Below are 13308 nucleotides of genomic sequence, written 5' to 3'. Positions count from 1 at the left end.
CGACGGCACGGATCTTGGCGACCAGGATGCCGGGGCCCGGGTCACGTACCGGTCACAGCCCGCCGCGGCCGTGTGCGGAGCACATACAGCAGCAAGGTACCCCGCACGGCGGCGCGGCATCCGCGCCGTCGCCGAGGACGGTGCGGATGCCGCGATTCCGTATACGTACAGGTCAGTCCTGCCGTGGCGGGGGCGGCCCGCCGATGATCCGCGGTCCTGGACCGCCGGGACCGGGGCCCGGCCCTCCGTCGGGTCCCGGGCCCTCGCCCAGCGGGAGCAGGAAGAGTCCCGGTCCGCCGGGGCCGCCCGGCATGGGCCCGTCGGGGCCGCCGTGCAGCATGGGTCCGCCGACCGGCTCGGGCACCGGCTCCGGGCGCGGTTCGACGCCGTTGGCCGAGCCCTGACGGGCGAACTGCGTGCGGTACAGCTCCGCGTAGAGCCCGTCGAGCGCGAGCAGTTCCTCGTGGGTGCCGCGTTCCTGGACCCGGCCCTTGTCGACGACCAGGATCTGGTCGGCGTCCCTGATGGTGGAGAGCCGGTGGGCGATGACCAGGGAGGTCCGGCCGCGCAGCGCGGTCTTCAGGGCGCGCTGGAGGGCGGCCTCGGACTCCGAGTCGAGGTGGGCGGTGGCCTCGTCGAGGACGACGATGGGCGGCGCCTTCAGGAGCAGCCTGGCCATCGCGATGCGCTGCTTCTCGCCGCCCGAGAGGCGGTAGCCGCGGTCGCCGACGACCGTGTCGAAGCCGTCGGGCAGCGCCTCGATCAGGTGCCAGATCTGGGCGGCCCTGCACGCGTCGATCAGGTCCTGCTCGGTCGCGTCGGGGCGTGCGTAGGTGAGGTTGTCGCGGATGGTCGCGTGGAAGAGGTGGGCGTCCTGGGTGACCATGCCGACGGTGTCGTTGAGCGACTTCAGGGTGACGTCGCGGATGTCGTGCCCGCCGATGCGGATGACGCCCTCGACCGGGTCGTACAGGCGCGGCACCAGGTGGGTGATGGTCGTCTTGCCCGCGCCCGACGGACCCACCAGCGCGGTCAGTTTGCCGGCCGGTGCGGTGAAGCTCAGGTCGCGCAGGGTCCAGGCGTTCGTGGTGCGTTCCTGCGAGGGCAGCGCGATCGACTCCAGTGAGGCGAGGGAGACGTCGGACGCCTTCGGGTAGCGGAAGGAGACCCCGTCGAACTGGATCTCGGGCGCGGTCCTGCCGCCCTCGGCGGACGAGGGGAGCGGCACCGCGTCGGGCTTCTCGGAGATCAGCGGCTTGAGGTCGAGGACCTCGAAGAGCCGGTCGAAGCTGACGAGCGCGGTCACCAGGCTGGTGTGGGCGCCGGAGAGCTGGTTGATCGGCGCCATCAGCCGGGTGAGGAGCACGGCGAGCGCCACGAGCGTGCCGATCTGGAAGGTGCCGTCGATGACGAGGCTGCCGCCCAGGCCGTACACGAGAGCGGTGGCGAGCGAGCCGACCAGCGTCATCGTCAGGAAGAGCATCCTGCCGTAGACGGAGGTCAGGATGCCCAGGTCGCGTCCCTTGGCGGCGAGGCGGGAGAACAGGCCCGTCTCGGAGGAGGGCCGTCCGTAGAGCTTGGCGAGCAGCGCGCCCGTGACGTTGAACCGCTCGTTCATGAACGAGCCGACCTCGGCGTTGACCTGCATGTGCTCGCGCATGATGCGCTGGAGCCGCTGGCCGACGATCCGGCCGGGCAGGATGAACAGCGGGATGACCACCAGGGAGATCAGGGTGACGACCCAGGAGAGGTAGAACATCGCGCCGAGTACGAGGATCAGGGTCAGTCCCGCCGAGACCACCGTGGACAGCAGGGTGGTGACGGCCTGCTGGGCGCCGACCACGTCGGTGTTGAGCCTGCTGACGAGGGACCCGGTCTGGGCGCGGGTGAAGAACGCCAGTGGCTGGCGCTGCACATGGTCGAAGATCTTGGTGCGCAGGTCGTAGATGAGTCCTTCGCTGATCCGGCCCGAGTACCAGGCCTCCGCGAAGCCCACGGCCGCACTGATGAGTGCGAGGCCCGCGACCGCCACGGAGATCCATACGACGAGGGAGGTGTTGCCCTTGGAGATGCCGTCGTCGATGAGGTACTTGAAGAGAATGGGCATGGCCACCACGTTGGCTGCGTTCAGCGCGGTGACGATCACGAGTAGAACTATGTTGACGCGGTACGGCTTTGCGTACGGGAGGATTCGTTTCGCCGTGCCGGCTTTGATCTTCTGCCTGGTCACCGACTCGTCCGGACCCATCCCCCGTATCACCATCGGCCCCGGGCCGCCGATCATGGCCACGAAAACCTCCTGTTTTCGTTGTCGTTCAGGTCGGGGGTTCGCCTAGCTGGCGGCTTCGTACTTGTCCATTTCCTCGATGAGGCTCTTGGGACGCATGTCCGTCCAGTTCTCCTCGATGTAGTCGAGGCAGGCCTTCCTGGTGTCCTCTCCGAAGACGGCCTTCCAGCCGGCGGGCACCTCGGCGAAGGAGGGCCAGAGCGAGTGCTGGTTCTCGTCGTTGACGAGAACCAGGAAGGTGCCGTTTTCGTCGTCGAACGGGTTCGGCATAACAACTCCGATCAATTTCCGTCGGCTCAATTGCCCTTCGGCCGGGCGTGTTTCACGCTAGCCGGGGCCCATCAAGGGCGACAAGGCCGTCCAGCGGCACCGAAGAATTCGACGATCGCGGCATTCACCGCGGCCGGGTTCTCCAGATATCCGTAGTGGCCGCAGCCCGGGATCTCGGTATAGGAACTGCCGGGAATGGCGCGGGCGACCTCGCGGGACAGGTGCGGGCGCACCACCAGGTCGTCCTGGAATCCGATGACGAGGCACGGCGTGCTGATGCGCCGGTAGGCCGGGCGGCGGTCGGGAATGAGCTGGAGGCCGAGCTGGCCGCGGATGCCCGCCAGGTCCACGGCGGACATCTCGAAGACGGCGAGCCAGTCCCGCAGCCGCTCCTCGTCGTTCAGCGTGCGCGGCGAGAGGTTCTGCAGCGCCTTCACATAGGCGGCGAAGCGCGGCGGCAACTTGCCGCCCTCGTGGCCGAGTTCGAGGTCGGCGGCCGTCATCGCGGCGGTCAGCGCGTCGGTACGGCCGCTGGTCGCCATCAGGACGGCCTGGCGTACGAGACCGGGGCGGGCCACCAGGAGTTCCTGGACGGCCAGCGCCCCCAGCGAGTAGCCGACCACCCGGCAGGGCCCCGCGCCCACGTGCTCGATGAGCCTGGCCACGTCCGCCGCCATGTCGACGAGGGTGAAGTCGTCGGGGCAGGGGTCGCTGGGCGGGATCCCCCGGTTGTCGAGGGTGATCACCCGGTGGCCCGCCGCCGTGAGGGCGGGCACCTGGTGGGTGCGCCACATCCGTCCCGACGCGCCGGTGCCGGTCACCATGACGACAGGATCGCCGGTGCCGTACTCCTCGTAGCCGAGGCTGATCCCGTCGGTCCTGACGACCGGCATCGTCGTCTCCTCTCACCCGCCGCCGGGTCCGCCCCGCGCGGGTCCTTTCGGCTGGGCGGCGCCGAAGCGGCCGACCTTGGCGATCACGTCCTGGCCGTAGATCCGCAGGGCCTGCTGGAGCGCGAACTCGGCCATGTAGGCGCGGAAGGCGTCGGGCGGTTCCTCGGCGAGGTTCAGCATCCGGCGGTTGGCCAGCACCGCGTCGCCGTCCAGGCGCGCCAGGCTCCGTTCGACGGCCGCGTCCATCTCCTCGGGCTCCACGACCTCGTCGACCAGGAGCCGCGCGTCGGGTTCGGCCGCCCGGATCCTGCGGCCCTCCAGGATGACCTGCCGGGCGCGGCGCGGCCCGGCGTAGCGGGTGAACCGGAAGTTGGCGACGCCGGGGACGATGCCTTCCTTCGCCGCGGGCAGGCTCAAGTAGGCGTCGGACGCGGCGAGTACGTGGTCGCAGACGAGGAGTACCTGGGTGCCGCCGCCGATCGCGAAGCCGTCGACGGCGGCGACCCACGGCTTCTCGACGTACGGTGCGTGCCAGTGCCCGGGGTGGTCGGTGAGCACGCCACGGACGAGCTTGTGGAGGTAGCCGAGTTCGCGGCGGAGCAGGAAGCCGACCAGCGGGATGTCACCGGCGCTGAGGCTCTTGAGGTTGATGCCGGCGCTGAACACGCGCCTGCCCCGGTAGCGCGGATGGCTCATCTCGCCGCCGCGCAGCAGCCCCACGCGTACGGCGGGGTCGAGCAGCGCCAGATCGACGGCCGTCTCCATGTCGTCGACTTGTCCGCTGTCCTCGGCGTTGAGGCGGTCGCCCCCGCACAGGGTGATCCGGGCGACGCCGTCCGCGCGGCGCTCCAGGCGTACGGCGTCCATCTCCACCCGTCCCGTCCTGGTGAATCCGGGCAGCAGCCGCAGGGCGCGCGGGGTGGGCCTGAGCATGGCGTCGAGCAGGTGCGGGCCCGCGGTCGGCGAGCGGAGCACCGCGCGCAGGAAGATGCCCTGGTCGATCTCGTCGCCCTCCTTGGCCGCCTGCGGCCTGCTCCGCTCGGCCGCCAGACGCGCCGGGTCCGGTACCAGGCCGGGGAGTTCGGCGGCGGCCGCGTCGAGCAGTTCGCCGATCCGCGGGTCGAGGGTGCGGTCGGCGGTGAGCCTGTCGTAGACCGCGTCGGCGTACGCGTCCATGAAGCGGGTGCGCAGCGCGCGGGCCGCGTCCTTGGCGGCGGCCGCCGCGGCGCGCTGCCCCGGGGTCCGCTCGGGCGGGTCCGGCAGCGACGCCGTCAGGTCCGCGGCGCGGCCGATCGCGCCGGACGCGGCGGAGAGCCGCGCCCAGGCGTCCTGGACGTCCTCGTGGGCGCGCCGCGCGGGCAGCACCGTCGTCATGAGGCCGCCGCCTCCTTCGCCGCGCCCTGGCGCAGGGCCCGGTCGCAGGCGGCCAGGTGCGCGCCGAGCGCGTCCTCGAAGCCGGTGGTCGCCGCGTCGAAGAGCAACTGCCGCCGGATCGCGACCTCTTGGCCCACGAGCCCCGCGGTCAGCTCGGCGGCGTCGGCGAGCGCGGTCGCCGGGTCGTCGGCGATCTCGTCGGCGATGCCGAACGCGAGGGCCTCGGCCGCCTCGATCGGGCGGCCGAAGAGTACGGCCTTGCGGGCCCGTGCCACCCCGGCCAGCTGGACCAGGCGGTAGGCGGCCAGGCCGGGCCAGGTGGCGGTGGCGCCCCGCTCCACGAGCAGCCGGGTGTCCGGCGTGACCACGCGCAGATCGGCGGTGAGGAACGCGTCGAGCGCGGTCCCCCCGCACGCCCCGCGGGCCACCGCGACCGTGGGCGCGGGCAGCCGCTCCAGGCGCCGCAGGGCGCGCTCCCACTTGGTGACCAGCGTGACGTCGCGCCCGTCCGGCGCGTCCTCGGCCGGGGCTCCGCCGACGTGGACGACCACGAGGCCGCGGCCCGCCCGGTCCTCGGTGCTCTCGCAGAGCGTGGTGACGGCCTTGACCGTGTCGGGCGACAGCGGCGCGGAGCCGTCGATCTCCAGTGTGTGCAGGGGTTCCATAACCCGTTCCGTCCTCACCATCGGATCAGCGCGGTCTCGATCGTGGAGCCCGGCCCCATGGTCATGAGCACTCCGTACTCGCCGGGCCGGGCGACGCCCTCTTCGAGGAGTCGTTCGTACGAGAACAGGAACGAGCCGCTGGACACGTTCCCGTGGTCGCGCAGCACGCCGACGGTGTGCCGCACGTCGTGCCGGGTCAGGCCGAGGTTGACGACGACGGCGTCGATGACCTTCTTCCCGCCGGAGTGCACCAGCCAGTGCCGGATGTCGTTCCTGCGCAGTCCGGTGTCCGCGAGCAGCCGGTCGACGACGAGCTCGGCGTGCGCGCCCACCACGTAGGGGATCTGCGGGTCGAGGTAGAAGCTGAACCTGCCCTGCTCCCGGTCCCAGTCGTAGCGCATGGCGTCGACCGCTTCGGGGATGACGCAGCTGGCGAACTTCAGGACGGTGGGGGCCGGTTCGAACTCCGGGTCCGGGGTCTGGTCCGGGTCGGCGCGGAGCGCGACGGCGGCCGCCCCGTCACCGAAGAGGCTGTTGACGACCGCCGTACGCATGGTGGAGTCCATCGTGTACGCGGCGGAGCACGCCTCGACGCAGAGCACGACGGCGAGTTCACCCGGGTGAGCCGTGGCCCAACCAGCCACCACACCAAGGGCGTTGAGGCCCGCGTTGCAGCCCATGCCGACGATGTCGGACCTGCTGCAGTGCCGGTCGAGGCCCAGCTCGCGGATGAGCAGGGCGCTGATGCCCGGTGTGAGCAGCCCCGTCGACGTCACACAGCACAGGTGACGCAGATCGGCGAGTTCGGCCCCGACCTCCTTGAGGCAGGAGCGCAGTGCCTCGCCGCCCATCTCCAAGGCGAGCGCCTTGTGCTTGTCGAGCAGGTCGCCCTGTTCCTCGGGGGCGCGGACGCCGTGCGCGTCCTGGGGCGGCAGCGTCAGATTGCGCCGCTCGATCGCGCTGTTCAGGAAGACGGAACGCACCTTGGGGTCGGTGATCCCGAACGTGTCCAGCACTTCTCGCTGGGTGTAGGAGGTGGCCGTGACGGCCGTGCCCACGCCGAGGATCCGGGGACTGAGGGGCGCCGTCGCGGGGACCACCCTGTCGATGGTCGCGATGGCTTCGACGGTGTCGACTGTCATCGGAAGGTCCACCCCCACCTGCGGCGTGGACTGCGCGCTTGTTTGACGGAGTTGATGTCGGTCACTGCCTTGTCCCTTCTTCTGGGCAATCTCCTGAAGACCCTTCTCCGAGGCTCTTCTGGAGATCAGGACTGCTCGGAGGACTCGGCCTCGATGAAGCGCACGAGCCGCTCGGTGCCCTCCGCGATCTGGGCGGGCGTCAGATAGCTGGTGGACAGGCGCATGCCGTGCAGGCCGCCGCCACCGGGATAGAAGTACGTCATCGGCGTCCAGATGACGCCGAAGTCCTGTGCCGACCGGGTCAGCGCCGCGTTGTCCGCGCGGAAGGGCACGCGGACGGTCAGGAAGAAGCCGCCCGTAGGTTCGTTCCACCGCACGCCGAGTGCCTCCCTGCGCTCGCGCGGAAGACGCGCGTCCAGTTCCCTGAGCGTGGCCCGCATGGCGTCGCCGTAGTAGTCGGCCGCGGCCGCGTTCAGCTCCGAGACCCGGCCGCCCGCCGCGAGCAGCGTGCCGGCGACGGCGGCCTGGCTGAGCGAGGACGTGTTGACCGTCACCATGCTCTTGATCTTGGCGAGTTCGTCGGCGAGCAGTCCCGTGCGGCCGTGGTCGTCGACGACCTGCTGGTCGGCGACGACGAAGCCGACCCGGGCGCCGGGGAACACCGTCTTGGAGAACGAGCCCAGATGGACGACCGAGCGCGTGCGGTCCATGGACTTCAGAGTCGGCAGCGGCGGCCCCGGGCTGACCAGGCGATAGGGGCTGTCCTCCAGGACGAGGAGGTCGTGCCGGGCAGCGAGTTCGAGCAGCTCGGCACGGGCGGCCTCGCCCATCGTGGTGCCCGAGGGGTTGGAGTGGTCGGGTACGACGTAGAAGGCGCGGGGGCGGCGGCCGCGCGCCTGCTCGGCCCTGATCACCGTCTCCAGGTCGGCGCAGGACACCCCGTCCGCGCGCTCCTCGACCGGGGTGACGGGGATGTCCAGGAGCCGGGCCGCGCCCGCGATCCCCACGTAGCAGGGGCTGGAGACCAGGAGTACGTCGTCGGGCCCGCCGATGAGCGCGCGCAGCACCAGGAGCATGGCCTCCTGGGCGCCGACCGTCACCACCACGGACTCGGCGGGCACGTCGATGTTCTCGTCGGCGCGCAGCGAGTCGGCGATGATCTCGCGGATCTGCCCCGCGGTGGGCCCGTACTGGTACATCGCGGTGCGGATGTCCTGCGGCGAACTCCCCTGCTCCGCAAGGTGGTCGAGGTAGCGGCGCAGATGGCTGAAGATCTGCTCGCTGCCGAAGAACCCGTCGTACGGGCGGCCCGGCGCGAAGGAGATCGCGTCCGGATGGCGGGAGGTGATCTCGTTGAGGAAGGTCATCGTGTCCAGGACGGGATCGCGGACGCTGGCGTGCAGTTCGGACTTGCGCAGCGTCACGGGCCGCGCGTCGGCGCGGCGCGGCACGTCCGGCGCCCGGTGCGCGGTCCTGATCAGGCCGGGCCCGACGTCGGCGACCGTGCCGGTCCCCGTGAACGCCATCGCCTCGCCCAACTCCCGTACGAGCACGTCCAGTGCCTCCGCGACACCCGCGCGCCCGCCGGCCCGCAGCCCGTCGAGGACCGGGCGCCCCGCGACCACCGCGTCGGCGCCCGAGGCGAGCGCGGCCAGGACGTCGGCGCCGCGCCGCACGCCGCCGCTCAGCAGGACGGGGCAGCGCCCCGCCACGGTCCGCGCGATCTCGGGCAGCGCGCCGAGGGAGTCGACGACGATCCCGTCGGCGCCGCTCTCCAGGGCGCGCAGCGCGTCGGCGGTGCCACCGATGCCCGCGACGAGGAGCGGCAGCCCGGTGGCCGCGCGCAGGTCGGCCACGGCGGACCAGTCAGCGTGGGCGTCGAGCAGGGCGCGTACGTCGGCGACCGGGCCCTGCCGGCCGAGGTTGGCGGGGGCGGCGACGCGCCGCGGACGGATGTCGTCGCGGTCGCCGACGGCGAGCAGCAGCGCGCCGAACCCGGCGTCCTCGGCCTGCCCGGCGAGCCGCCGAGCCGTGTCCCGGTCGGCGAAGGCGTAGGTGCGCAGCCACAGCGGGGCGTCGGTGGCCGAGGCGAGTTCGGCGAAGGCGCGCTCGGCGAAGGCACCGACCACGGCCGGGAGTCCGGCCGTGCCCGCGGCCTGCACGACGGCGAACTCGCCGCCCGGCCGCGCCGGGGCGTCGAGCGGACCGACGACCAGGGGCGCCGACCAGGGCCTGTCGAGGATCTTCACGGTGGTGTCGGGCGTACCGGGATTGCGCGGGGCACTCGGGGGACGCTGGCGCAGCCCTGTGCGTTCGAACAGCTCGCGGTTGGCGTCGCGGGCGCGGTCCGCCTCGGCGGACGGGACGTGGTCCTGCCCGCTCCCGTTCGGGAGGGAGTCTCCGGTCCCGCTCCCGCTCGGGCGGGAGTCTCGGGTCCCGCTCCCGGTCGGGCGGGAGTCTCCGGTCCCGTTCGGGCCACGGCTGCCGTACGAGCCGCGCTGCGGGCCCGGAGCGGGGGGCGGGCGCCGGCCCGGCAGCGGGCCGGTGAGCGGACTCGGGGCGGGCAGCGAACCGGGACCGGGAAGCGGGCTCGGGGCGGCGAGGCGCCGGCTCGGCGCGGGATTCCCGCCCTGTCCATGATTCCCGCTCGTCTGATTCCCGCTCGCCTGATTCCCGCTCGTCTGATTCCCGCTCGCCTGATTCCCGCTCGCCTGATTCCCGCTCGCCGTCGAATTGCCGGAAACGGACGCGGGATCCGATTTACCGCTCTTCCCGCCGCGCCCCCGCGCAATCCGCGCGGAGCCGTCGAAGCGCTGTCCCGCCATGGATTTCCCCCCGCCACCCGGCAGTTAGCAAGAATGTTTCATCCGCCGCTCAGACTCACATGAATCACCACGGTCCAACAACGCCGTCCAACCGTCCGAATCGCGCACTTGGACGACGCCGGACGCGCCTGGACACCACACGGGACCAGAGGTATTCACCGGGCCTCTGTGCCGCCCAGTTCCGCCCCCTGTCCCCCTCCCAGGTCCCCTCCCCCGTCCCCTCATTCCCGGAGCGACGAGAGCCGCGCGGCGTCCTGTTCGCGCACGGCCTCCCAGCCGTCGGCGCGCAGTTCGGCCACCATCCGCTCGGCGAGCGGCGGGGGCACGGTGAACCGCGCGGCGAGCCCGGCACCGCCGCCGTCCGTGGCGTCCACGGCGGCGTCCTCCGCGACGACGCCGAGTTCCGTGACGGCGGCCAGGAGCCTGGCCAGCTCCCCGGGACGGTCGGGGACGCCCACCCGTACGCGGTGGTCGTCGTCCGACGCCGTCGGCCCGGTCCCCGGGATCCCGGCGCGCCCCGAGATCCCCCGGTCCAGGAGGTCCACGAGCGTCCGCATCCCGTGGTCGCGGTCCCCGCCGCCGGACCCGGCGAGCGCGTCGAGGGCGGGGACCAGGCGGGACAGATCGGTGTGCAGATCCTTGAGGACGCCCGCGACGGCGGGGGCGTTGGACCGGAGGATGTCGCCCCAGAGCCGGGAGTCGCCGCCCGCGATCCGGGTGGCGTCCCGCAGACCCTGACCGGCGACCAGGGAGAGCGCGGCGGGGCCCTCGCGCAGCCGGGCGGCGACCAGGCTGGCCATCAGATGCGGTACGTGGGAGGTCACGGCGACGGCGGCGTCGTGCTCCTGACCGCTCATCACGACGGGCACGGCGCCGCACAGGTCCACCAGTTCGAGGGCGCGGTCAAAGGTCTCGTCCGAGGTCAGCGGGGAGGGGGTGAGCACCCAGTTGCGGCCCTGGAAGAGGTCGGCGCGTGCCGCGAGTGGACCCGAGCGCTCCCGTCCGGCCAGCGGATGCCCGCCGATGTAGCGGTCGGGAGCGGGCGCGCGGCTCAGCGCGGCCCGCTCGGGGGCGGCCTTCACGCTGGCCACGTCGGTGTAGCAGCGGGCGAGCCCGCACTCCTGCGCCTCGACCAGCACGGCGCAGACCTGGCTGGGCGGTACGGCGATGACGGCCAGGTCCACCGGTTCCGCGGGGCTCCCCGCCACTCCGGCGCCGAGGGCGGCGGCCGTCCGCGCGGCGGCCGGGGAGCGGTCGGCGAGGAACACCGTCACGCCCCGCCCGCGCACGGCGAGCGCGGCCGACGTGCCGATCAGGCCCGTGCCGATGACGGCCATGGTGCGCATCACAAGAACTTCCCCCGTCCGAAAGGCCGTCGGCCATAAAGCGAAAGGCCCTGCGACTTTATGCAGGTGACGCCCCGACCACCAGGCCACCGGCCTTTCGTCCGGCAGACCCCGGCCTTTTCCCGGGGCCCGTCCATATCGTCCGTGGCCAGATGGGAGATCAGAACCGTAGAGTCCCAGGTGCTCATTTCCCGGCAGCTTCTGGAGACACACATGCGGGATTTATCGAAATCGACGGACGCGCTCGCCGACCTCTCCATCGACTATGTGGAGTTGTACGTCGAGGACGCGGACGCGGCGGCGTCCGCGTGGGTCGAGCGGTACGGATTCGCGGTGGTGGGGACCGGTGGGTCGGCGGATCATCGCGGCATCGCGCTGCGCCACGGGGAGATCGCCCTCGTCGTCACGGAGGCGCTGTCGGAACAGCACCCCGCCTCGGCGTACGTCCTCGAACACGGCGACGGCGTGGCCGACATCGCGCTGCGCACCGCCGATGTCGGGGCGGCCTTCGACACGGCGCTCGCGCGCGGCGCGCTGGCGCAGCGGCGCCCCGAGCCGCACGCGGCCGACGGACGGGTCACCGCCGCCCTCCGCGGCTTCGGAGACCTCATCCACACGCTCGTCCAGCGCGACCCCGCCGAGGAGCCCGGACTCCCCGCCGGATTCGCACCGGTGCCCGGCGCGGGCGACGAACAGACCAATGAGGTGGGCCTCCTCGCGCTCGACCACGTCGCGGTGTGCCTGAACGGGGGCGACCTCGACACGATGGTCGACTACTACTGCGACACCCTCGGCTTCAGGAACATCTTCGAGGAGCACATCGTCGTCGGCAGCCAGGCGATGGAGTCGACGGCCGTGCAGGGCGCGTCGGGCACCGTGACGCTGACGCTCATCGAGCCCGACACCTCGGCCGCCTCCGGCCAGGTCGACGACTTCCTCAAGAGCCACCAGGGCGCGGGCGTCCAGCACCTGGCGTTCTCCGCACGCGACGCGGTGGACTCGGTGCGCGCCCTGTCCGACCGCGGCGTCTCCTTCCTCCGCACGCCGTCCTCGTACTACGACCGGCTCGGCCGCCGGGTCGCGCTGAGCACGGCGCGCCTGGACGATCTGCGGGCGACGAACGTGCTCGCCGCCGAGGACCACGACGGCCAGCTCTTCCAGATCTTCACCGCCTCGGCGCACGCGCGGGGCACGCTGTTCTTCGAGATCATCGAACGCCAGGGCTCCGCGACCTTCGGCAGCGCCAACATCAAGGCGCTGTACGAGGCGGTCGAAGTGGAGCGGATGAAGCAGCGTGGATTCCACCAGCGCTGACAGGACCGGCGCGGGCGTGCCGTCGGCCGGCGCCGGTGCGCTGTCCGACCTCGTGCGCCTGGCCGACGTCGAGCGGGCGGCCGCCGCCGTACTGCCCGTGAGCGTACGCGACTTCGTGGCGGGCGGCAGCGGCGCGGAGACGACGCTTGCGGCCAACCGGGCAGCCCTCGACCGGGTGTTCGTCGTCCCGAGGGTGCTCGGCGACGTCTCCGCGTGCGCGACGGACGCCGCGCTGCTCGGCCGCCCCTACCGCCTTCCGGTGGCATTGGCGCCGGTCGCCTATCAGCGGCTCCTGCACCCCGAGGGCGAGCTCGCGGCGGCCCGCGCGGCGAAGGCGGCGGGCGTGCCGTTCACCGCGAGCACGCTGAGCAGCGTGCCCGTGGAGGAGCTCACGGCGGTCGGCGGGAGCGTCTGGTTCCAGTTGTACTGGCTGCGCGATCCCGGCCGCTCCCTCGATCTGGTCGGCCGGGCCGAGGACGCGGGCGCCGAGGCGGTGCTGCTCACCGTGGACGTGCCGTGGATGGCGCGCAGACCGCGCGACGTGCGCAACCGCTTCGCGCTGCCGGACCGCGTGCGGGCCGCCCACTTCGACGACCGCCCTTCGGCCGCGCACCACAGGCCGACCGGCTCGGGGTCGGCGCTCGCCGCCCACACGGGCGCGGCGTTCTCGCCCGCCCTGACCTGGTCGGCCGTGGCCCGGCTGCGCGAACGCACCCGGCTCCCGCTGGTCCTCAAGGGCGTGCTGGCACCGGAGGACGCGGTGCGCGCCGTGGAGTGCGGGGTCGACGCCGTGGTGGTCTCCAACCACGGGGGCCGCCAGCTCGACGGCGCCGTACCGAGCGTCCTCGCGCTGCCCGCCGTGGTGGCGGCCGTCGCCGGCCGCTGCGAGGTGCTCCTGGACAGCGGCATCCGCACGGGGACGGACGTGCTCAGGGCACTGGCCCTGGGCGCCTCCGGCGTACTCATCGGCCGCCCACCGCTCTGGGGCCTGGCCCTGGCGGGCGAGCCGGGCGTACGCCAGGTGCTCGACATCCTGTCCGAGGAATTCAGGGACGCCTTGGGCCTGGCAGGCTGCGCCGACGTCCCCGCGGCAGCAAACCTCCGCACGGTCCGGGCCCCGTAAGGCGCGCGGACCGAATACGGGGCGCGCAGCCCCCTGTAAGGGGCGCGGGGAACGGCGCGCCCGGCCACG

At 72.6% G+C, this 13308-nt stretch carries 10 protein-coding genes; 2 read left to right on the top strand and 8 right to left on the bottom strand.

Translation table 11 applies throughout. The features are described 5' to 3' along the window. Positions 1–172: 172 nt before the first annotated feature. The 8 genes from ACIO9J_RS21160 to ACIO9J_RS21125 all read right to left on the bottom strand — a co-directional run bounded on the left by ACIO9J_RS21160 (position 173) and on the right by ACIO9J_RS21125 (position 10802). Positions 173–2284, bottom strand: coding sequence for an ABC transporter ATP-binding protein (locus tag ACIO9J_RS21160; RefSeq protein WP_402003533.1), 2112 nt, complete (start codon positions 2282–2284; stop codon positions 173–175). A 48-nt stretch (positions 2285–2332) separates the two neighbouring features. Then, on the bottom strand, positions 2333–2557 hold the full coding sequence (locus ACIO9J_RS21155; protein ID WP_402001538.1) for an MbtH family protein: 225 nt from the start codon (positions 2555–2557) through the stop codon (positions 2333–2335). Between the two features lie 71 nt (positions 2558–2628). Continuing rightward, complete coding sequence (locus ACIO9J_RS21150; RefSeq protein WP_402001535.1) at positions 2629–3450, bottom strand: alpha/beta fold hydrolase; 822 nt, start codon at positions 3448–3450, stop codon at positions 2629–2631. 12 nt (positions 3451–3462) lie between these two features. Continuing rightward, positions 3463–4824, bottom strand: coding sequence for a (3,5-dihydroxyphenyl)acetyl-CoA 1,2-dioxygenase DpgC (gene dpgC / locus ACIO9J_RS21145; protein ID WP_402001532.1), 1362 nt, complete (start codon positions 4822–4824; stop codon positions 3463–3465). Further along, positions 4821–5489 (bottom strand): enoyl-CoA-hydratase DpgB, encoded by a 669-nt coding sequence (gene dpgB, locus ACIO9J_RS21140; protein WP_402001529.1) that lies wholly within the window; start codon positions 5487–5489, stop codon positions 4821–4823. The genes dpgC and dpgB overlap by 4 nt, the downstream gene beginning before the upstream one ends. A gap of 14 nt (positions 5490–5503) precedes the next feature. Next, entirely contained in the window at positions 5504–6631 is a 1128-nt protein-coding gene (gene dpgA, locus ACIO9J_RS21135; protein ID WP_402001526.1) for a 3,5-dihydroxyphenylacetyl-CoA synthase DpgA, read from the bottom strand. Between the two features lie 125 nt (positions 6632–6756). Further along, on the bottom strand, positions 6757–9456 hold the full coding sequence (locus ACIO9J_RS21130) for an aminotransferase class I/II-fold pyridoxal phosphate-dependent enzyme (protein WP_402001524.1): 2700 nt from the start codon (positions 9454–9456) through the stop codon (positions 6757–6759). Positions 9457–9677: 221 nt separating this feature from the next. Then, positions 9678–10802 carry a prephenate dehydrogenase gene (locus ACIO9J_RS21125; RefSeq protein WP_402001521.1) on the bottom strand — a complete coding sequence of 375 codons (1125 nt, stop codon included), beginning with the start codon at positions 10800–10802 and terminating at the stop codon, positions 9678–9680. 213 nt (positions 10803–11015) lie between these two features. On the opposite strand from ACIO9J_RS21125, the gene hppD reads away from it, so the two are divergent. Together hppD and ACIO9J_RS21115 are read left to right on the top strand one after the other, a co-directional pair. Beyond that, a complete protein-coding gene (gene hppD, locus ACIO9J_RS21120; protein WP_402001518.1) occupies positions 11016–12116 on the top strand; it encodes a 4-hydroxyphenylpyruvate dioxygenase in 1101 nt (366 codons plus the stop codon). Between the two features lie 16 nt (positions 12117–12132). Continuing rightward, a complete protein-coding gene (locus ACIO9J_RS21115) occupies positions 12133–13239 on the top strand; it encodes an alpha-hydroxy acid oxidase (protein WP_402003530.1) in 1107 nt (368 codons plus the stop codon). Positions 13240–13308: the final 69 nt, after the last annotated feature.

Source organism: Streptomyces sp. NPDC087300, assembly GCF_044744425.1.
Classification (GTDB): Bacteria; Actinomycetota; Actinomycetes; order Streptomycetales; family Streptomycetaceae; genus Streptomyces.
Note: the sequence above shows the minus strand (reverse complement) of the source record. Positions and strands in the feature narration are given on the sequence as shown.